This is a genomic window from Parabacteroides sp. HGS0025 (assembly GCF_000969845.1).
Lineage (GTDB): Bacteria > Bacteroidota > Bacteroidia > Bacteroidales > Tannerellaceae > Parabacteroides > Parabacteroides gordonii.
Genome location: NZ_KQ033903.1, coordinates 1,356,110 through 1,379,494, shown reverse-complemented (window position 1 = coordinate 1,379,494; position 23,385 = coordinate 1,356,110). Strand labels below are relative to the sequence as shown.

General features: G+C 43.1%; 12 protein-coding genes. 1 reads left to right on the top strand and 11 read right to left on the bottom strand.

Annotated elements, in window-relative coordinates:
• Window positions 1-25: 25 nt before the first annotated feature.
• The 8 genes from HMPREF1212_RS22165 to HMPREF1212_RS22130 form a co-directional block, all read right to left on the bottom strand.
• Window positions 26-3,151: a SusC/RagA family TonB-linked outer membrane protein gene (locus tag HMPREF1212_RS22165; protein WP_046151119.1), complete on the bottom strand. Its 3,126-nt coding sequence runs from the start codon at window positions 3,149-3,151 to the stop codon at window positions 26-28.
• A gap of 22 nt (window positions 3,152-3,173) precedes the next feature.
• Window positions 3,174-5,171 carry an alpha-galactosidase gene (locus tag HMPREF1212_RS22160; protein WP_046151118.1) on the bottom strand — a complete coding sequence of 666 codons (1,998 nt, stop codon included), beginning with the start codon at window positions 5,169-5,171 and terminating at the stop codon, window positions 3,174-3,176.
• A gap of 23 nt (window positions 5,172-5,194) precedes the next feature.
• Complete coding sequence (locus HMPREF1212_RS22155; RefSeq protein ID WP_046151117.1) at window positions 5,195-7,399, bottom strand: alpha-galactosidase; 2,205 nt, start codon at window positions 7,397-7,399, stop codon at window positions 5,195-5,197.
• A gap of 447 nt (window positions 7,400-7,846) precedes the next feature.
• A complete protein-coding gene (locus HMPREF1212_RS22150; RefSeq protein ID WP_046151116.1) occupies window positions 7,847-8,653 on the bottom strand; it encodes a LytTR family DNA-binding domain-containing protein in 807 nt (268 codons plus the stop codon).
• A gap of 2 nt (window positions 8,654-8,655) precedes the next feature.
• The gene (locus tag HMPREF1212_RS22145; RefSeq protein WP_046151115.1) at window positions 8,656-9,387 is read right to left on the bottom strand and encodes a LiaF transmembrane domain-containing protein; all 732 of its coding nucleotides are present in this window, start codon (window positions 9,385-9,387) and stop codon (window positions 8,656-8,658) included.
• A 165-nt stretch (window positions 9,388-9,552) separates the two neighbouring features.
• A complete protein-coding gene (locus HMPREF1212_RS22140) occupies window positions 9,553-15,051 on the bottom strand; it encodes an Ig-like domain-containing protein (RefSeq protein ID WP_046151114.1) in 5,499 nt (1,832 codons plus the stop codon).
• A 1,357-nt stretch (window positions 15,052-16,408) separates the two neighbouring features.
• Complete coding sequence (locus HMPREF1212_RS22135; RefSeq protein ID WP_028730228.1) at window positions 16,409-16,993, bottom strand: DUF417 family protein; 585 nt, start codon at window positions 16,991-16,993, stop codon at window positions 16,409-16,411.
• A gap of 170 nt (window positions 16,994-17,163) precedes the next feature.
• Window positions 17,164-18,378 (bottom strand): radical SAM protein, encoded by a 1,215-nt coding sequence (locus HMPREF1212_RS22130; RefSeq protein WP_046151113.1) that lies wholly within the window; start codon window positions 18,376-18,378, stop codon window positions 17,164-17,166.
• A 241-nt stretch (window positions 18,379-18,619) separates the two neighbouring features.
• Here HMPREF1212_RS22130 and HMPREF1212_RS22125 point away from each other — a divergent pair, with 241 nt between their 5' ends.
• Window positions 18,620-19,465: a helix-turn-helix domain-containing protein gene (locus HMPREF1212_RS22125; RefSeq protein WP_046151112.1), complete on the top strand. Its 846-nt coding sequence runs from the start codon at window positions 18,620-18,622 to the stop codon at window positions 19,463-19,465.
• Between the two features lie 299 nt (window positions 19,466-19,764).
• On the opposite strand, the gene HMPREF1212_RS22115 is transcribed toward HMPREF1212_RS22125, so the two are convergent.
• From HMPREF1212_RS22115 to HMPREF1212_RS22105, 3 genes are read right to left on the bottom strand one after another with little or no spacing between them, the layout of a single operon-like run.
• Entirely contained in the window at window positions 19,765-20,520 is a 756-nt protein-coding gene (locus HMPREF1212_RS22115; protein WP_028730225.1) for a succinate dehydrogenase/fumarate reductase iron-sulfur subunit, read from the bottom strand.
• A 27-nt stretch (window positions 20,521-20,547) separates the two neighbouring features.
• Window positions 20,548-22,491: a fumarate reductase/succinate dehydrogenase flavoprotein subunit gene (locus HMPREF1212_RS22110; RefSeq protein ID WP_009860314.1), complete on the bottom strand. Its 1,944-nt coding sequence runs from the start codon at window positions 22,489-22,491 to the stop codon at window positions 20,548-20,550.
• Window positions 22,492-22,524: 33 nt separating this feature from the next.
• A complete protein-coding gene (locus HMPREF1212_RS22105) occupies window positions 22,525-23,250 on the bottom strand; it encodes a fumarate reductase (RefSeq protein WP_028730223.1) in 726 nt (241 codons plus the stop codon).
• Window positions 23,251-23,385: the final 135 nt, after the last annotated feature.

Sequence of the window (23,385 nt, the reverse complement as noted above, 5' to 3'; positions counted from 1 at the left end):
AATAAGTTCTTTTATCAATGGTAGCTTAGAATGATACATTAAGACCAAAAACAAACATTCTTGTCGGTGGATACCAGTCACCCGTTTCCGGATCATACCCCTTATACGGAGTCAGACAGAACACATTCGATGCCGTACCGTACACTCGCAGATTATCCAGTTTCAGACTATTGACAATCTTTCCGGGAAGCGTATAAGCCAGCGTCAGTGTAGATAAGCGCAGGTAAGAAGCTTTCTGTACAGAAAAATCCATCTGGCTGGCACTAAACGGGTTATACGACGGAGCCGTATCGTTACCATCCTGATACATCGGACGGGGGAATTTAGCTCCCGTATTTTCAGGTGTCCAACGGTCAAGCAGATCGACCGATGCAAGCGAACTACCCGTACTTCCAACCAATGTTTCATACAAAGGACTTAATTTTTTTGCACCGTAAGAATAATTGAATACAAGGTTCAATGAAAGACCTTTGTAACTAAGATCCGTACTGAATCCTCCGTAAAATTTAGGATCGGGAGAACCTACAACAACGCGGTCGTATTCATCGTCGATCTTTCCATCGGGTACACCATCAGGACCAGAAACATCCAACGGATATAGATCACCAGGACTTACATTTTTCCCCTGCCAATTGATCTGATTCAGACGATCCATATCACCAACCTGGGCAATACCTCCGGTTTTCCAGATATAAATAGTGTTACGCGACTGGCCCAGGAACAGGTTACCCTCTTTTTCCAGGTTATGATCCCCATTATATTTCTTAATGAATTCCACTCCGTCACCATACAACTTGGTCACCTTGTTACGGTCTCTTGAGAAATTGGCTGATATATTCCATTCCCAATCTTTCGTTTTTAGAGCATTTACATCCACAGTGAACTCAACCCCTCTGTTCTTGATTTCACCGATATTCATTACTGCAGTTTTAAAACCGGAGGTCTCTGCCAGATTTCGTGTCAGCAGCAAGTCGCTGTTGATAATATTGAAATAGTCTGCCGAAAATTTAATCCGGTTATTAAGAAATGCCATATCGAATCCGAGATTGAACTGACGCTGTCCTTCCCAAGTAATATCTGATGTACCTTTTTTAGAATCAGGAACATAAGTAGTAGATCCGGTAGTGACATTAGGTTTATATAATGTAAGGAAAGCATAATTATCGATTTCCTGATTACCCACGATACCATAACCCAGACGTAATTTTAACTGGTCGAAGATTGTCTGATCCTGCATAAAATCTTCCTGAGTAATATTCCATGCACCGGAGAAAGAAGGGAACAAACCCCACCTGTAGTCTTTGCCGAATTTGGAAGATCCGTCGTAACGAGCCGTTACAGTCAGATAATATTTATTGTCATACGTATAGTTGGCACGCAAATAATAAGACATCAATGAAGAAGAATAGAAATCCGATTCAATACGTCTGTCTCCGGTTTGTTCAGATGCACCGATGTTATGGTATCCCAAAAGGTTAGAATCGAATCCACGGCCGGTTGCATTAGTATAGTTACGGGAATTATTAGAAGCACTAGTACCCAACATAGCATTGATACGGTGAACTCCACCGAAAGTATTATCATACGAAATAGTATTATCCCACTGCCACATAGTTACATTATCCCGCTTATGCTGCGTTTCTCCATGATTGGAATAACGGATAGCCTGCTGGATATCGTTCGGTTGATATCTGAAAGTAGATTCTTCCAAATGGTTCAGTGAAAAAGTCGTACGGAAGTTCAAGCCCTTGATCGGATTAATATTCAAAAAGTTAGAACTGATAAAACGGTTTCTTATCCGATCGTGGTCGATACGCATCGTACCCAAAGGGTTAAAATAGTTTTCGTCAATACGATCACCATAATTCAATGTAAGCAAGTCATAATCAATTGGTAACATAGGGTTCGCACCTCTTGCTTTATCGAAAACATCGTCATTTTCTGCTATTTCCGATTCAGTACGTATAAACGAAGTATTGGTACCGACTTTCAACCAGGATTTAACATTGTAATCGACATTGACACGGCCGGTAATATTCTTGTTACTCAGGTTTTTCACCATTCCTTCCTGATTGGCAAAGCCAAGGCTTATAAAATAAGTACCTTTATCACTTCCACCGGCAAAACTCAATGAATGATTATGTTCTATGGCATTACGAGTCACTTCGTCCAGCCAGTCGTAATCCTGGAAATTAGGATTGTTGTAGGCATCCAATTCGTATTGTCCGAATACATATCCTCCTCCTCCAAGCGGGTTATAAGGTGTCATGATACGATTTTGCAGATTGGCATTAATCTCTGCTTCCGTTGCATTAGGATGACGAGCGGCAAAACTATTCATTGCAGCATCTCTACGAAGTTCGAATAACTGTTTGGAATTCATTGTTTCAGGTCTTTTTGCATAAGAACGAACGCCAATCCATCCGTCATAGCTAACTTTACCTTCTCCCTTGCTTCCTTTTTTGGTTGTGATCAAAACGACACCATTGGCTGCGCGTGAACCATACAAGGCTGTAGCCGAAGCATCTTTCAAAACTTCGATGGAAGAAACGTCATTCAGGTTGACTGCATTAAATCCACCTCCATAATTGTCCATGATCAAACCGTCGACCACATAAATAGGATCTGTAGCCCCATTAATAGTATTGATACCCCTGATCTTAATAGATGAGTTATCTCCCGGTTTTGCTGCAGAACTGATAAACACACCAGCCACACGACCTTGAAGTGCCTGGTTTATATCGGTTACAGGCTTTTCCTTTAACACTTCACCGCTAACACTGCCCACAGCACCGGTCAGATCACTCTTTCTCATCACAGTACCCACAACAATCACTTCGTCAATGGATTGTGAATCTTCCGAAAGTGCAACGTTGATCACATTCTGGTTTCCTACTCTTATTTCTTTGGTATCATAACCGATATAGCTGAACACCAGTGTGACACCCGGCGTTGCCGTGATAGAGTAATTTCCATCCATATCGGATACAGTCCCTTGCGTTGTTCCCTTGAGAACAACGCTCGCTCCTAGGAGCGGCTCCGACGTATTAGCGTCGGTGATTATCCCTGTGATCGTGGCGTTCTGGGCAAACATCGTGCCGCAACATAACACAAGCATCATCAAAATACTGAAAATCTTGATCTGTTTCATAATTGATTAATTTAGGTACACCTTAATTGTTTATAATTTTATATAGTAATACATCTGCGGAAGGAACTGCTACCTGCATGTATCCCTTTACGTTTTGCTCCTGTCCGCTCCAAAGTTCTTTAGCTTTATACTCTGTGGCCGGGTTCAACCCTATTCTTTCGAGTGAAATCGTGGCATTCATATCTTTATCCGCATAGTTAAAGATAGCGAAATATGTGGTTCCATCGGCATTGTGAAGAACAAATTGGTTCTCCGAACGCTCGCCGTTCCCTTCCACCGGAGCAAAAGAAACACCTGTCGCAACGGCATTGACTTCGGGATTGGTCAAGAACTTCATGGCACGTTCCTTGTCGATGGATTTACCTCCTGCACTGAAATCATCCCCTACAATATACAATCCGGTAATGGCTCCCGAAGTAACGCGGGCACGGTTTTCACCCTCGGTAGCTTCGCGCAGCACCAGATGGTCGGCATCATTATACTGATATACCTCATCCTGCCACCATCCGTAAGAAAGGGCATTCAGCGTATATTCGGTATCTTTGATCTTATTCCAGGCATCACAGGCGATACGGCGCGACTGTGCGTAATGAGCCGGGAATACAGGCGAGATAGACAAATTGATGTACATATCGCCAAAATACTTATCCAGCAGCTGCATACCATAGTTATACGCCTGGATACCTGTCTGAATATCGGGGTTATACCACTTGTCGGCTTCCATCGCGCCGTGTGTCATAAAGTCCATCTTGACATACTTGAAACCACTGCGGCGGAACAGGTCGGATGTCTTTTTCATCATTTCCTCGATAGCCGGATGAGTCGGGTCGATGGCATAAGCACCGTCCAGTTCTTGCGGCTGTCCGTTGGCATAGAGATAAACATCTTTATAGGTGTAACCGGGAGCATCCTTGATGATATTATCAGGGCGTTTACCCCAATCGGTGAAAGGAGTCCAGTAAACACCGGCTATCTGGCCGTTGGCAGCACAATGATCGACAAAGCTTTTCAACTCTTCGTCGGAAAAGCTGTTCCAGCCGGAGTCGAGCCCGATCGTTACGTTACCGTCGGTATTCACAAAATGGTTGTTCTGAAGATTGTTCTTGAAGAAATCAGATACTTCAAGCGCTTTCTTGTAAGTCAGGTTGAACTGCAAAGCACCCCAGCTATTCCAACCGAAAGTAACGGCACCCGGCCATTTCTTTACCGGAGCAACGACAGAGTTTGCCTTTCCATACTCCTCCAGCCCGGTACGCCAGTCATTGAAGAAGCCGAGGAAGATCTTCGGCGATTTCACTTCCTTGCCTTTCAGTGCGCCATGTGCTTTCGAGTCGCGCGTCAACGTGTCGGCCACACCACCGAAGCAAACCAGCGAACCGATATTGTTACGGTCGCCCCGGCTCATATCGATACCAGTCTTCCAGTCCGTATGTTCCACCGATCCTACGATAAGACCGTTACGGTCGTTATTATTCAGGACGGTAGCCACTTCATAACTACGCAATTTATCGAATGTAAGCGGATGAGACTGGTAGCGGATCCAACAGTCGTTATCGAATGGCTGAAACAGGGCACGGTTATCCCCTTCAGCCAGGATAGCCGGCATCGGGTCGATATTGACCGGAGCCATGTAGTTCGATTCAATGTCGGCATCCCCTCCCTGAAGAGTGAATTCCGTCAATAGATAATCTTTCTCCGGGTAGATATAGAAAGATTGTACCAGTGTAGGCAGGTTACTGTCCGTATAAGTAACCTGTAATAAAGATCCCTGGCCGAAAGCGTCGTTGACAGGAGTCAGCTTCGCCCGGCTCTTTTGGTAATCGCGGGTCGTGACCAGTTTATCACCCAGCTTATAAGAAGCGTAGGTGCCACCGGAAAGAAGTTGATTTTCTTTCTCGATGCGATAGCCTTTCTGTTGTCGGTCGTAACTAACCTTCCATTTACCCGATGAAACGGACGGTTCGCTACAAGATACCAGCAAGGCGAGAAATAGCAGCAGATTTAAATTGATAAGTCTCATTTGTTGATAATTAATATGTGTTCTTATTGTTCCGTGATCAGCAGGACGGTACTTTCGTACGTATTCCCGATTGTCAGGCTGATACCGGCTTTCATCAGATAATCGCCGGGGAAGACCTGACCGTCGCCATAGAAAGTACTGTTCCCGGCTTTATTCAACTCCGTTACCTTATACATTTTAGCCGGGTCCAGTCCTTTCAACTTGGTCTCAAAGAATGTTGTACGTCCATGGTATTTCAGGCTGTATGCGAAAAATACCGATTCTTTTTTATCTTTAGATATATACATATGTGAAGCCCAACCGTTTCCGTCGTAAGGGGATTTCAGGCGATAAAGGTCGCCCATCTGCACGATCGGACGGATACGTTTATAATTCTTCACGGCTTCTTCTGCAAAAGGAAGTTCATCGCCGGTCAGGTCTTTGGGTTGCAGTTCCATACCCAGACGGCCGGTCATAGCCACATCAAAGCGGAACTTCAGCGGTGCCATCATACCGGTTTGATGATTCGGAGTGGTCGAAACATGGGCTGCCGTAGCCTTAGCCGGGAAGAAAAGGTTTGTGCTGTACTGAATGAATATACGGTCGAGCGAGTTGGTATTGTCGCTTGCCCAGAACTCATCGTGGTATTTCAACGCACCGAAGTCGAGACGGCCGCCACCGGAAGAACATAGCTGAATCATAATATCCGGATGGTTCTCACGGATACGTTCATAAGCACTGTACAGTCCTTTCGTATATTCAATCCAGAAATGAGTCTGGTTTTCTTTGGAAAGATAATCGGAACCGAAATTGTCGACGTGACGGTTTGCATCCCATTTTATATAGGAGATATGGGGCGACAAGGCCACTACCTCATCGAATGTCTTTACCACGAAGTCCTGCACAGCCGGATTACTCAAGTCGAGCAGCCACTGGTTACGCATCGGGATAATATCACGCTTACCGCTCTTTACAATCCATTCGGGATGTTTTTCCGCCAGTTCGCTCTTGGGGCTTACCATTTCCGGTTCGATCCAGATGCCAAATTTCAGTCCTTTATCTACCGCATATTTAGCCAGGTAATCGATTCCGCGCGGCAGTTTCTTCTTATTCACCTGCCAGTCTCCCAGACTGACCTTATCCGAATTACGAGGATACTTATTTCCGAACCAACCGTCGTCGAGTACGAACATTTCAACACCGAAAGCAGCAGCGTCATCGATCATATCCGTAATCGTTTTTTCACTGAAATCAAAATAAGCACCTTCCCAGCTATTCAGGACAACAGGCAATTCCCAGTCACCATGAGCCAGCGCATAGTTGCGCGACCAGTCGTGCAGGTTTCTCGATACCTGTCCCTTACCGGTAGAACTGTATGTCCATACCATTTCAGGCGTTTGTAACGTTTTACCCGGTTCCAGGTTATAGGTAGAGGCAAAATCATTCATACCGCTCATAACATGAAGCAAACCGCATTCATCTATCTCAAAGGAAGACAGATAGTTGCCCGACCAGGCCAGAGAACCGGCATACACTTCGCCTCTGTCTTCATTAGCCGGGCCATTCAGCGAAAGCAGGAAAGAAGAGTTTTCGGACTGGGTAGTACGTACTCCCTTCTTCGACTCCACCCGTTTCACACCCGACGTCAGCTTCTCTTCTACCAGTTGCATTTCGGAAGCCCAGGCTCCGTGGAAATGGGTCAGATAATAAGAGTCTGCATGCAGGGGAAGGTAAGCGGAAGCAATATTCTCGACAGCCAGTTTGTTCTTCTCCTGATGAGATATGGAAACTGACTGGCAGATCACATTTTCTTTGCGGTAAGCCGTGAAGTTCAGGTTAACAAAAACCGGATACAAAGGATCTTTCAACTGTATCACTGTTTCCGTTCTGTTATTATCTATATTCTTTACCTGATGATCTGCATAGATTAATTCGGTAGTCTGCACACCATCGTTATGGGTCAGTTTCAACGCCGGGTTCAGGAAGAAACGTCCCCCGTAGGCCGGATAGATCACCGGAGCATAACCGATCCCGTTATCCGGTTGTTCCTTATACTTCTTATTAAGGAAAGGAGATACATGCTGGAATTTATCCCCGAAATAGTTATACACCACTTTCTTATCCGCCGAGATGGAAAAGACCATACTCAGGTCGTTCGTAGAAACGGTAATGATACCCGTATCCTTATCTTGCGAGGAAGCAGTTATACATCCCAACAGCAGGGCAACAGTTAACAATAGTGCTTTCATGTCTATCAATTTTATACTTATTATTCATGGTTGACGATGCAAACTAAACCAATAAATAATAGTACAAAAAGCACGGATTCGCCAATTACTTGTAATTATGAGCTTAATTAATAAGGACTTAATGAAGATGCAACATTTGTGTCATTTTTTGACGCATCTGTTACAATGCAGAGAATAAAAAAAGGCCTGCATCGGATAATGCAAACCTCTATAAAACATTAAAGGCTGTCTCACGACAACCCCTAACCAACTTTGTTAACCTTAAATCTAATACTATTATGAAAAAACCACAATGCAAATATACAGCTGCAACAAGCATTTGTCAAGTCTTTTACAGACAATATATGTTAAGCTGTCGAGGCATTGTAGCTAAAAATTGTTTCCGAACACAAAACTATATACATTACAATCAAAATCTGCTAAAATTAACAGTTTTATTTCTTCCTTTTATAGAGAAAGACGCTCTTTCAGTAACTTATATCCGCCTGCACTTGCCCGCAGGGAAACACCTGTCTTCAGTCGAACCTGCCAGGTTTCTTTTCCGAATAACTCTATGCGCGCAATATATTCGCAATTCACTATACAAGAACGGTGGATACGGATAAAGGTACTAGCCGGCAAGCGGGATTCAAAATATTTCATTGTTTGATCCTTCACATACTGTCCGTTTGTGGTAAAAAGGGTGACATAATCGCCACTCGCTTGGATATAGAGCAGTTCATCCAACTGGATCAGATGGATACGGCTACCATCTTTTACCGAAATACGATCCAGTTCCGGCTCGGCAGATTCTGCCGGAATAGGTAATAACTCCGTCTCCGAAGCATTTCCCTCTTCTTCTCCCTCCTCCTGTTGGCGTTGTTCCAGCCAGCGGGCATAATACCACTGTGCCAGAATGATCCATCCCAACGCCCCAAAGAGAAAGCGGAAAGGAACCGTATACACGAATGTATCTATCCGGCCGGGACATCCCAGCAACTCGACCATATATCCTCCTACCAGACAAAGAACCTGTACTAATATAGCCACCGCCACTTGTACCTGAACCAGTCGCAACACACCTGTCACGAACCAGAGCAAAAAGCCACAAACAGCAAAGAGGCCGACAGAAATAAGACTATCCAGACAAGCAACCACCCATCCCGCCTGTGTATAGAAGTACAACAGCAAAGCGCCGACCACCCATCCTACCGCAGCTGAGACAATTCCGGCAATCTTATAAGGGACAGATATTATAAATGGATGTGTCTGCATACTCAACTCTTAATAACAATACCACTCAAAGTTACATTTCCGCGAATAATCAATATATGCTCTTCATCGATTGCTATCCCCCTGTTATAACGCTTATCTTCACATCCTCCCAGCATCGAGTTCGTCTGAAAATGCAACCGCCAACCGGCCGGCATATAAATCTCTATCCCACCCAGGGAACAATCCACCTCGATCACAGTTTCCGGGTTTTCCAGTTTGGTCTGTCTGAGATCGAGGATCGTTCCACCTAACGAGGTCTTGATCCGTGCCCCTTTGAATACCGGATCGAGAATGATCTGTTGTACCGAACCGAATGTATTATCGATCTCCACATAGCCATCGGTATTAACGAAGCTTTCTGTCGTACGCCCCACAGATACATTTTCGGGATTTAAATGACCATGACGTTTATGGTTTGATTTCCTGAACAGAGGTTTCAGCAGAATGATGATACCTATTACAACTAATGTAATCGGCCAGTTCACACTCAGCCAGTTGCTGTCTATCCATCCCAGTTCGGGCATCAGGAACAGTGCACCGATCATAAAGGTGATCAAACCACCGGTAAAATGCCGGCTCAACATATTGCCTACGCCGACATACATCAACAGCATCTGCCAGGAGACAATTATATCGAACAGTTCGAATGTAACCATCCCCATATTTCTAAGCAACCATACAATCCCCACCACAATAAACGGGATCGCCCAAAATACATTTTTCCTTACGTTCATAATAAATACAGTTTAATTGTTTGAGGACAAAAGTATGCTCCGGCCAGCCTTCCGGCAATAGAAATACGTTGTACCACCGTCAAATATCGGTGAATTACCGATAATTACCGACAAAAAAGGGGAGATATTTAGCATATCCCCCCTAATTTTTACTTACTTGTTTGTTTATTTCACGCTAACCTTGCGAACGGAAGTATCGTTTCCGGTTCCAAGTTTTACGATATAGATGCCTGCAGCAGGAACAGGTATCTGTGTAGCGGAACTAACGATATCGTTATAGATCAGTTGTCCGTTCATACTTACCACCAGAACATTGACAGACATAGCCGGTTCGATACGGATCGCATGATCCTGACCGTATACACGGGTATTGGCAATCAATTCCTCCAGACCGGTAGCTGCATCGACAGTCACCACACAGGTAGCAGTCTTGCCGCCATCTTCGGTTGTTACCGTGATAGTAGCTTTACCGATGGCAACCGCTGTTACTTTACCGTCTTTATCGACAGTCGCAATCTTATCGTCGCTGCTCTTCCAGGTTACGTTCTTGTTGTCGGCATCGGCCGGAGCAACAGTTGCTTTCAGGGTATAAGTGCCCTTTACAGCCAGAGTCAACTCAGATTTGTCGAGGGAAACGCCGGTTACGTCAACGTCGGGATCGGGATCAGGATCAGTACCCGGATTAGGATCGATTGTCTGGTTTTTCTTATAAGTAACGATGATCGACACATTGCCGACCTCATCTTTAACAATATATTCAGAGCCGCTTGCATAAGAAGCATCATTGATTCTAGCAGTAGCGGTATAGCCTGATTTTGCGCTAAAGGTAGCAGTCAGTTTATCACCGGCTTTCACGGTTGTACCGGCTGCTACTGTCGTACCATTCAGAGTAAGGACAACGCCGTTACCGTTTGCCGGGTCACTTTCTTCGGTTAATTCGATAGTGCGGACAGCCACCTCGTTAGCCAAAGCTGTTACTTTTACTGTTGCCTTTCCGCTTACAGGTGCATAATTGTTATCTGCCGGGGTGAATAAAACAGGAATATCAGCATGTTCACCTTGCGCCAGTTTTGCATCCGGATTTACCCATGAGAAAGTACCTTCCACATTGGCTGTACCGGAAATAACAGACTGGTTCAGTGTCTGGATTGTTGTTATATCTGTTCCTACAACATCGCTGATAACAGCTTGTGCTTCAGTGATACGCAAAGTACCAACTGTTTCAGTGGTAGCTTGATACACATCATCAGCCGAACGGCTAGCCTTCATTGTATAACTACCGACAGCAGTCGGTTCGTTAACTGTTACACCGTCTTGTTCAAAAGATACTATCCAACCGGAAAGCTCAGACGTTACAGTTGGAGCGACTTTATCACCGAATGCAGTTCCAGTATAAAGACTCGTATAATCTTTCTTTGTCAAAATAGCTGGAACTTTCGGTTGGAATTTAACTGTTACGGTTGTTGCCTGCTTAGATAAAGTGATAGAGGCAACTCCGTCTTTCACGACAACACCTTCGCCACTCCAAGTCGGACGAGTAGAATAGCTGGCATCAGCAGGTATAGCCTTTAATGTCAATGTCTGTCCAGCATATAGAGTTGTTTCATTTGTAACTAGTGCATCACCAAGCCATGCGGATACGGAACCGCCGGTAGCAGATAAATTCAAAGAAACATCATTATTAGCACGTGTTGTTACCCAGTCACCAGTGCCTAATTTTACTGGTGTAACTTTTCTTCCACTTATTGCATCTGCAGTTGGAATAACAAACTCCGGTTCACGATAATTACTTAAACTAGCCGGGAGCTTATAGTAAGCGGTACGGAACTCTTTACTAGCGTCATCGGCTGATTTCCAATGATATTCGTTCTCTGCTACACCATCACTTACATTCTCTGCTTTCGGAATAATAGCAGCAGGATACGGAGCTTTTTCGATTGTCAAAGTACCGATATATTTCTTATCCATAGAAGCATAAGATGAATTAGCATCAAGAGATGCAAATACCTCATAAGTACCGGCTTCTGTAGGAGCAGCTGTTGCTTCGCCTGCTTCTTTGGCATTATTCTGATAACTAATAGTAATACCACTAATACCAGCTGGAACAGTTCTAACAACAAATGCTTGTGCTGCTTTATTGTATGTATATGTCTGTTCTTTGTCTGCAAAGACTACTTCCGGTAGTTTCTGAACAACAGCATTTACCGTCGTAGCACCTTTTACTGTAAAGGATTCACCCTTCGCTATTTCTTTACCATTTACGACAACGGCTAAGAGTTTGTAATCATCAGCAGCTTTAGCTTCCGTGATTTTTATTGAAGTACCATAGTCAACCGCATCTAAACCCTCTGTCTTGTCCAGTGTTATAGTTGCATTTTCAGCAGCGATTTCTACTTTATACTTCTTTGGTTTGAATGTTGCAGAAACAGTAACAGCTTTTTGGCCTACGGTAAATTTGCCATTTTCGTATGTTGCATCGGCTACTGTTACGCCACCATCCAGTTCATATCCCGGATCCGGTACTGCCACAACGCTAACAACTGTACCTTCAGTAAGAGCAGAACCAAATGCGATTGCATTACCATTTGTATCGAACAATTGGATCTTACCATTTGTCATAGTACCTGCTGTGATACGATAAGTAGAAGGGACAAAAGCATTAAACGCAGCCTGAATATTCAAAGCTCCATCTACCGTAACCGTATTGTTAATAACTTCCTTATCATTGCAAGTCAATGATTTCAATGAACCAACCTCCCCTGTCGGAGCGGCAACAACGTTTAATACGGTTCCGTAAGGAAGGCTAACACCAGAAGTAACAGAACTACCGTCCTGCTTAGTTACTTTTACATTGCCACCGATTGTAACAGCATAGTTTTTAGCAACGAATGTAGCTGTTAAAACAGCGTTAGCACTTACTGTGTAAGAACCTTTATTTACTGTTATACCTGTTCCCCATGTAGAGAAATCATAATGATCATTCGGTATTGCCTTAACAGCCAGTACTTTTTTATCTTCGTACTTTCCGGCACTGTTGCCATCTGTTACTTCGATCTTACCGTTTTCGCATTTACCGATGGTTACAGTATAATATTGTTTGACATCTTTGATCTCAACATCAATATCCTTTACCACCTCATACTTTGTCAGATCGGTTGGGGTAAAGACGGCTTTGTACGATTTGGTACCAACAGTTGCTTGTGTAGACGGATCCATCCAACTGAATACGCCACTAACTACAACCTCTTTATCTCCTTCTGCTTCTTTTACTGTAACCTTAGCTTCTCCCCCCGTTAAGATAGAAGCAGACAACGGCTGTCCGGCTTCGATTGTAGAAGCGGCAGGTTTAGTTTTGATCGTTGGTGCTACTATTAAAGCTTCCGGAATTTCCAAAGAATAAGTACTATTTTCCAACTTGATATACTTAACCGTTCCTTCAGCAGTAGACAATTGGGCACTAGCCATATCCGTATAAACAGTTACATCCGAACAAAGGATACAGATACCAGCAGTAAGAGCTTTCTTCTCTCCGTTATTCAACGCTGTCAGCATATTTGTAGCAGTAACGCTTGAAAGATCGATAGTTCCTCCTGATGTAACACTAGATAGCGCCATAGCTAATTGATCAACCTTTGAAAGAGTAAGAGTACCTTTAACAGCTAATGTGCCGGTTTTAGTCAGCGTTACATCATTGGCTATTTCCAGACCATTGTTGAATGCCCAGGTCTTACCTTCAGGGATTGTAAATGCTTTTATCGTACTTGAAGAGCTGGCTACAAAAGGCTTAATATATCCTTTTGCTCCGGTAAGCGTAACATTTGCACTACCCAAACCATCACTTACACCAACTTCCGGAAAAGCTTTTGTACCCTTAAAAACAAAATTCACACTTTCAGGAACTCCATATTCCGATCCCTGGTAACCTAATAGTGTGTTGTAAGTTGCACCCAAGTAAGCATAGATATCACTAGCCTGAGTAGGGAAAGTACAATTATCAAACGTAAGTGATATATTTTTAGACTTACCCCGGTTCACTGCTGCTATTTCAATTGGAGAGTTTGATTTTGCGAACGTACAGTTAGTCAATGTACCAACAACTTCATCACTACGCCCATTTGAACCATTACCATATATTCCACCTGTTATAGTTGCATTTTTAATATCAGCCGTAACATTTTTAATATACCCTTTGGCTCCATCTGTTCCACCTAACGCGATAAGGCTATATGTACCTCCATTAATATTCAGAGTTGCAGACTCAACCGTATTATTGCTTTGGTCAAATTCTACATAGTTACTTCCGGATGTCTTTCCATTTTCATCGCCACCACAAATCAACCAATAGTTGCCTGTTTCTTTGGGATCCCCAATAAATGTATTTTCCCCTGAAATATTAATTTCAACATTTTGTGAATGGGCATAATATTTACCACCACCAAAAGCAGAGGTCTTAACAGTTCCACCTGTAACAGTCAAAATACTTATTCCATTTACATTAGCTGAATTATCTTTAGTAGTACCATAACCACCTCCATATAATCTGGTTACAATACCACTTTTCATCGTAACACTGGAAGAAGAAACAGACTTATCTTTACTACCTCCAAACACAATCAAGTTATCGCTTTCGGGTAATTCTACATAATCACTTCCACTCAGGCTAATTTTCACCTTATTACCTGCTATCCCCTCTATGGTAATAGGTTTACCATTGGCAAATACATATTTACCATTAGCAGAATACTTTTCTATAGATAAATCTGATTTTAGGTTTGTCCATGCACGAACAGAATATGTATTATTAGATGTATGTAAATCGGCAGCCATCCAGGTTTGTGCCATCGTACTACCGACTGTACCGCTAACCATTGCTTTAAATTCATCTTCTGTTGGTGTTGCAGGTGTCTGTTCACCGAATTTATCTTTATAAGCATAACGATCATAGAAACCGACCTGTGGTACAGTAGTTTCAGCAAAAGTACACCCTTCATTCAACACGATACTCGGTATGTTTGCTGTTTCACGTGATAACTTCACTGCAAACTTACCATTGCCGGATGTGCTCAATTTGGTAGCCGTTAAATTAGAAGAATTCAGATGAATACCTCCCTGTTCATTATTGCTTACAACAACATTTTCGAATACAATATTCGTCATACCAAAGAAGTTGAAACCGACAATATTTGTATCTTCGATCTTTAGATTCTTGAAGGTAAGAGTTTTACTACCATTGTGAACATAAAACACATATGTTTTAGTTGCATAATCAGCAATAGCTTCACCCTTATTAGATCCGGCTGTACCTTGTATAGTATTTGAGCCGTAAATTTTATGTTGACCGGCACCACCATCAAGGGTCAAAGTAACATTCTTATTAAGCGGTGCATCCAGAAAAAACATTCCCTGAAAATCACCCTTTGCCCCATTTCCTCCCATAACCTTTAAAGAAGATATATCCAAATCAGCATCCAATGTAATTGTTGAGGTTATTTCGGATGATGCCTTATTCAATTCTTTCAGTACATTTTGTAATCCTTCCGCTGTACTGACCGTGTAGTTGTTGCCTCCATCTTTCGTGTAGCCATCATTTTCTGCATGAAGCCACCCGATACTTGTCATTAGCCCTATACCAATAGCAAGTAAAAAGCGTAATTTATGTTTCATTACTCTTTGATTTTAATTAGTTTGAATATTAATACTTGTTCCGGGTGTGATTTTAAGTTGCCCGGGCAACTTACCTGATTTGCATACCCTATCCTTATAAAAGGGTATACAGATGTGGTTTTCGAAAAGATTATACTTACCTCATTGGCAATACAGATTAGAGTATCCATCAATTCCCGGAGTGGATGTTAAAAAATAAAAGAGGCGTAGGAACTGTTGAATATATCTATAGATGAGGCCTTCGACTGCCCTAGGGATTGATATAAACAACGTACCCACGCCCTTTATCTTGCATATAGACGTATGTATGGCATACGAATAGATATAACAAGGAAAGGTACGTGAGCGTTTTGTTGTCTATTATCCAATCCCTATGAAAGTGTCGAAGTTTCATCTACTGGATAATATCTTTTAAACGCTTCTCGTAATCAATAAGATGTACTGACCGGTAACGCTTTACCGGAGTACAGGGGCAAAAGTAGAGAGAAGGTATAAGATAAACAAGTAAAAATCAGTTATTTTTCTGTCATGCACCGATATTCCGTCTTTAGCTCTCATTGCTTGTTACTCTTTTTACTCTTCCGAAAGAATGTTTTTAGCCACCCTGCCTTCAGGATTCATTGAGGATAGATAGCTGCTGATTTTCAACAGAAACAAGCATGAACCCGGACTCGGTTTTGCTTTCATTGGGGCTTCATTTGGGGTTCATTAGTTTAGTTATTAAGCAATGAATGTTTCAATTCTTGGCAGATATGAGTCTTTGATAATTCTTAGCTAATAAATAGTATCCATAGAAAGCGGTGTCTATCCGGAAGGCTTTTACTTGCTCTGTAAGCCATTGTTCTTCAAGTGATAAAAAAATCATATATTGTGATACACTTGTGCCATAATATATGATACTTGAGTGCCATAATATATGATACTACAGTATCACAATATATGACACAGCAGTAAGCCTGCATCAATCGATATCGACATCTGCACCATCCGCGCTCTATGAAGACACAATGAAGCCACTATGAAGGCAAAAAGCAAAGCGGGTTCATTCGCTATGCATTATTAATCAAGAGATGCAAAGGTAATGAAGGCCATGAAAGCAACTTTGGGAAGTGGTGGTCGATAGATTAAAGAAACCCCTATAAACAATTAAAGCCTGTCTCACGACAAGCCCTAACCAACTTTGTTAACCTTAAATCTAATACTATTATGAAAAAACCACGATGCAAATATACTGCTTACTCTAACTTTATCAAGACTTTTTGTGCTAAATCATGTTTCATGCCGTATAAGAAAAGCTAACAAGTTTCAATATGTTTGTTTTTTGCTTCCAAAGTGTTAAAATAAACACTTTCCTTTCCTATTTCTTCTTCAAAATACGTTGTGCACAGTCGGATAACACGACCAATGCTCCGGCTATGATAGCCGTGTCTTTTATCACCAGACGGCCTGCCCCGGTCAATAGCGGGAAACCATGCTCGCCGCTACCCAAGTCTGGCACCCATACTTCAGGAGTTGTGACAAGGAAAGAGAGCGTCCCGATAGTCATTATAATAGCCAGGCCGGCACCGACCAGGCCGATCTTCGGTGAGAAGATACCGAGGAAAGTAAGGATACCTATCCCCATGATAAGAATACCCAGGCCATGCGAAAAGCCATACGTATTATTTTCTACATGCCATTGATGTTTTGCTTCATTGAATTCGCCTTCCTTCAACTTATATTCCTTGTATTCCGGAGCACTCTTTGTATAAAAGAAACTCATAAAAGGACTGTTTGCCACAAAGGGTACAATACCTTCCGCCTCATAATTATAAAACTTCAGGCCGCCGATCCAGACAAAGATGATCAGGATCGCTACACGTATCAGGTTGATACCCAGCTTCTGAGTGGAAGCGGCAATGTTGAGGAATGTGTAAAATAAATCTTTTAGTTTAGTAGTCATGTCTTTCTCTTTTTTATGTGTTTAACTTATGATGCAAAGATCAGACATTTCTACCCTTTGATAAATGGCAATTCTGCCAGATAACTTGTCAATTGTTCCCTATTATACGAAAAAGAGGTTGTGTCGGTGAATATTTCGACACAACCCCTGCAGTATTTTATCAATGAATGTTATTTCCGTACGCCTAGTTCCGTCAGTTTTTCCACATCCAGTGCATATTTACGTTCGATGCTCTGCAATACATCTTCGCTGATATCCACGGGGCGGTTCAGTTTCTTCATTTCACGGTATCCCTTATAGACCTGTGTAATCATCTTGCGGGGATTGAAAACAAGCGACGATGTGATCCAGCATCCATGCGTACACCAGCAATTAGCCTTATCGCCATGACCGATAGCGGCAATCTCCTGCTTCATGGCATCGCTCGCCATGATCTTTGAGATATTGCAATCGTAATCCTTGACATTGCCGAGCGGTTCGCGAAGTTCGCAGGCACGGAAACGGCCGTCATAGTCGATCACCAGTGTTGTTTCGCCAGCCGTACAATCCATTCCCCAGGGAGTAGGATGATCGATGTTGGTGGCACGTACATTATATAAGGTACGGATAAAGCCCAGATAGAAGAAACGGGCGATAGGTTTCCTGAAGCCACCGGTTTCCTCCGCCATACGCTCTCCATAGACATTATAGATAGGGACAACCTTATCCTGCAAAGCACGCAAAGTAGGCTCGGTAAGGATCTTCACTCCGTCGTCGCGGGTCATTCCGCGGGCAGCTTCGATGATATGGTTGGAAAGATGGAAACGTCCCAACATCCATACCATCAGATCTTCCACTTCGGTCTCGTTATATTTGGTAATCACGGTTGCCAGGTTTTTCAGGACTCTGCCGTCGTCAGCAAAGTTTTTCTCAATCAACTTCAGCGTTCCCATCGCTTTGTAGAAGTTACCGGGAACCCCGCGTTGCACATCGTGCGTATCACCGAAACCGTCCAGAGAAAGGCTGAGGTTGATGTTCAGCTCAGGGCAGTTCTTACGGATTTGTTTTACCCAGGCAACGATCCGGTCGGGCTTCAATCCGTTGGTAGGAATGTTTACGTCTTTGATCTCATTGTTCTTATAGAACATTTCTATAATCTCCGGCAGCTCTTCACGAAGGGTCGGTTCGCCACCGGACACCCATAGGCGGTTGAACTGACCGGCTGTTTCGGAGATCTTCTTTATTTCTTCAAAAGTAAGGTCTTTTTCCTTTTTATCCATGTCCTCGGCATAGAAACACATCTTACATTTGGCATTACACCGTCCTGTGACAAACAGGAAGATAGATTCTAATTTTCTGTTTGTACTCATTGCCCTGAAAGAGCTCTTTGTTCGTTTCGTACTCATTGTTATTATCGATTAGATTTCTCTATTAGTATTAGCTCCCATATCTTATATAGCAGATAGACAAATATATACCATCCCAATTAAAACTATCGGCCAGACCTGAAAACATTCGCAAATTTCAACTATTATATAGCACCAAACAATCTCCATTTGTGGGATTCGATGTTCTATATTTAAGAATATCGACCAACAAATCTAAATAATCTTATATTTGTACATTCAAAATAGTGAAGACAACAACATGGAAGACAATATTCCTAAATTCGATCTTCCCCGGGACTTTATTGTCGGAGACAGTATTACGGGTGAAATTTTAAATCAATACGGTCGCTTCCCTTGTAAGATCAAAGCCGGTATTTTCGTACTTTGCGTACAGGGTACTGCACGTGCAACCGTCAACCTGACTGAGTTCATTATCAAGCAGAATGACTTCATCACGCTTCCACCGGGCTGCTTCATCCATATACATGAAGTGTCCGACGATATCAAACTCTGTTTTGCGGGGTTCTCATCTACGTTCGTGAGCCATATAAACTATATAAAAACGATCACGAACTATCTGCCTGTTATCTTCGACAGTCCGGTCATGCCGTTACCTGAGCATATATCCTTATTATACCAACAGGCTTTTTCTGTCTTGATCAATGCTTATACCATGCCTAAAGCGATCGAGAATAAGGAGATCATCAAGGCGGTCTTTACCATCTTTATGCAGGGGGTTATCGAGTTGTACCGGAATCACACTCCGTACAGCAATGCGCCGATGACGCGCAATATGGAGATATGCCGGGAATTTATCCAACTGGCGATGGAAAACTATACGAAAGAGCATAGCGTCTCTTATTATGCGAAGCGGCTCAATATTACTTTACAGCATTTCTGCTACGTAATTAAAAAGGTGAGCGGGCGCACCGCTTTAGAGATACTCTCCAACATTATTATCATGGATGCAAAAGCGCAGTTGAAATCGACCGACCTTCCGGTAAAAAAGATTGCATTCGCCTTGGGCTTCGACAATCTGTCGTTCTTCAATAAATACTTCCGGCAGCATGTGGGAATGACTCCACAGGAATACAGGGAGAGCTAAAAAAAGGGATATGCCGGACGCAAACCCCTATAAACAATTAAAGCCTGTCTCACGACAAGCCCTAACCAAACTTTGTTAACCTTAAATCTAATACTATTATGAAAAAACCACAGTACAAAGATACGGGTATTCTCCAACTTGTCAATAGTTAAAGTGCTAATTAGTGTTGTATAGCATATAAGAAACACTAACAACATTCAATATATTTATTTATGGCTTCACAAATGTTAAAATAGAGGCAAAAAAGAAGAGGCGCTGCTATAAGCAACGCCTCTCCGGTTATACATTATATATATATATTAGTCTTGCAATTTAGCACAGATGAACTCACGGTTCAAACGGGCGATGTTGCTGACAGAAATGTTCTTCGGACATTCCATTTCGCAAGCGCGTGTGTTGGTACAGTTACCGAAGCCCAGTTCGTCCATCTTGGCAACCATTGCTTTCGCACGGCGAGCAGCCTCCACCTTACCCTGGGGAAGCAATGCTAACTGGCTCACCTTTGCAGAAACGAACAGCATAGCCGAACCGTTCTTACAAGCAGCAGCACAAGCACCACAACCGATACATGCAGCAGCATCCATAGCCATTTCAGCATCTGCACGAGGAATAGGTATAGCATTCGCATCAGGTACACCACCTGTATTCACAGAGGTGAAACCACCTGCCTGGATGATTTTATCGTAAGCATAACGGTCTACCATTAAGTCGCGGATTACCGGGAAACCGGCTGAACGCCACGGTTCGATCGTAATCGTTTCGCCATCGTTGAAACGACGCATATAAAGCTGGCAAGTAGTTGCACCGGTTGCAGGTCCGTGCGGATGTCCGTTTACATATAATGAACACATACCGCAGATACCTTCACGACAGTCGTGGTCGAATACGATCGGCTCTTTACCTTCACTGACCAAACGTTCATTCAAAATGTCTAACATTTCCAGGAAAGAAACACTCTGATTGATTTTGTCTATTTGGTAAGTCTCAAATTGTCCTTTATCTTTCGGACCTTTCTGACGCCAAACTTTAAGTGTTACTTTTATATCTTTATCCATGATTCTAATTTTTGTGATTGATGATTATTACTTCTTGTAGTTACGTGTTTGAGGAACAACGAACTGATAGTTCAAATCTTCCTTCAGCATAACCGGGTCTTTGTCTTCACCCTGGTATTCCCAACAAGATACGTACATGAACTTATCGTCATGACGCAGGGCTTCGCCTTCCTCGGTCTGGTGTTCTGTACGGAAGTGTCCTCCACAAGATTCGGCACGATCCAACGCATCGTGTGCCATCAATGTACCAATCTCAATAAAGTCAGCCAAACGCAATGCCTTATCCAACTCTACATTCAGGTTATCGGCTTCACCCGGGATATATACATTACTCCAGAACTCTTTCTTCAGCTCTTTCAACATCTGGATCGCTTCCTGCAAACCTTTTGCATCACGTGCCATACCTACATGTTCCCACATGATATGACCCAGTTTCTTATGGATAGAATCTACCGACTCTTTACCCTTGATACTCATCAATTTCTTGATGCGGTCTTTAATACCCTTTTCAGCTTCTGCAAACTCAGGCAGGTCGGTGCTGAAACGCGGAACCTGAATCTGGTCTGACAGATAGTTCTGAATTGTATAAGGCAATACAAAGTAGCCATCGGCCAATCCCTGCATCAACGCAGAAGCACCCAGACGGTTAGCTCCGTGGTCAGAGAAGTTAGCTTCGCCGATAGCGAACAGACCCGGAATAGAAGTCATCAATTCATAGTCAACCCACAGACCACCCATCGAGTAGTGCAATGCAGGATAAATCATCATCGGAGTTTCGTATGGATCGTCGTTGGTAATTTCTTCGTACATGTCGAACAAGTTACCATATTTAGCTTTTACAACATCTTTACCCAGACGGTTGATAGCGTCGGAGAAGTCGAGGAACACGGCCAGACCTGTGTTGTTCACACCGAAACCGGCGTCGCAACGTTCTTTAGCGGCACGTGAAGCCACGTCACGCGGAACCAGGTTACCGAATGCCGGATAACGGCGTTCCAGATAGTAGTCGCGGTCTGCTTCAGGAATGTCTTTACCTTTCTTTGTTCCAGCCTGTAATGCTTTTGCATCTTCCAGTTTCTTCGGAACCCAGATACGACCGTCGTTACGCAATGATTCAGACATCAAAGTCAGCTTAGACTGGTAGTCGCCTTTCACCGGTACACAAGTCGGGTGGATCTGCACCATACAAGGGTTAGCGAAGTAAGCACCTTTCTTGTAGCACTGCCATGCAGCAGAACCGTTGGAAGCCATTGCGTTAGTTGACAGGAAGAATGTATTTACATAACCACCTGTTGCCACCACTACTGCGTGAGCAGAGAAACGTTCGATCTGACCTGTGATCAGGTTACGTGCGATGATACCGCGGGCACGGCCATCCACCTTCACAACGTCCAACATTTCGTGGCGAGTATACATCTTTACTTTGTTCAAACCGATCATACGGCTCAAAGCAGAGTAAGCACCCAGCAACAACTGCTGTCCGGTCTGACCGCGGGCATAGAACGTACGGGATACCTGAGCACCACCGAATGAACGGTTATCCAGCAGACCACCGTATTCGCGGGCGAAAGGAACACCCTGTGCTACGCACTGGTCGATAATAGAGTTTGACACTTCAGCCAGACGATAAACGTTTGCTTCGCGGGCACGGTAGTCACCACCTTTAATTGTATCGTAGAACAGACGGTAAACAGAGTCACCATCATTCTGATAGTTCTTTGCAGCATTGATACCACCCTGTGCAGCGATAGAGTGAGCACGACGGGGTGAATCCTGGATACAGAAGTTCAATACGTTGAATCCCATTTCAGCCAGAGAGGCAGCAGCAGAAGCACCTGCCAGACCTGTACCTACTACAATCACGTCCAGACGACGTTTGTTCGCGGGGTTCACCAGTTTCTGATGATCTTTATAATTTTTCCACTTCTCAGCCAACGGGCCCTGAGGGATTTTAGAATCTATTTGAGTCATAATGATTTATTTTCAATATTGTTACACCTTAAATTAATGTCCTGCACAAACAGCTACATAGTCACCACCTACACCATTCAGGTAGAAAACGATAGTAATGATAGCAAACACTACACAGATTACTGTTGCAAGAACCTTAGAGATACAGATCCAACGGTTCATCCAGATTGTATTACTCCAACCGATTGTCTGGATAGCGCTCCAGAAACCATGAGTCAGGTGGAACCACAAAGCTACATACCATACCAGGTAAAGAACTGTGTTCAGGATATTACCCTGGAAATAGTAGTTGATGAATGCTGCACCGTCCTGAGGAGATACGGTGGTCGTTCCGTCGCAAAGAGTTACCATGTGATTGCCCAGAAGTTCGGCGAACATCATCTTATACCAGAACTGGCTGAAGTGCAACACCATGAACAGGATAATGATAATACCCAGTACCAGCATGTTCTGAGATGCCCATTCCACACCTTTCGGACGAGCGTTAATTGCATAACGGTCGTTACCGCGGGCCTTACGGTTCTGCAGTGTCAGAAGAACAGCATACACAAAGTGAATCACAACTCCTGCCGCAAGTACCAAAGTAGCAGCAACAGCATACCAATTAGCTCCCAACAATGAGCAAATCATGTTATAGGCTTCTCCCGAGAAAGCTGCCGCCACATTCATTGACAAGTGGAACAATAAGAACAAAACAAGAAAAAGGCCTGATACACTCATTATCAGCTTTTTCCCGATAGAAGAATTAAGTAACCACATAAGATAATAATTTAAGTTATTTAATTGTTTTTAAAGATTCGTTTCAACTAGCTTAATTATCACGCAAAGGTATGCTAAATACACGTATCACGCAAACGATTAAAGAAAAATTTCGCCAATCAAATTCTCTAAAAA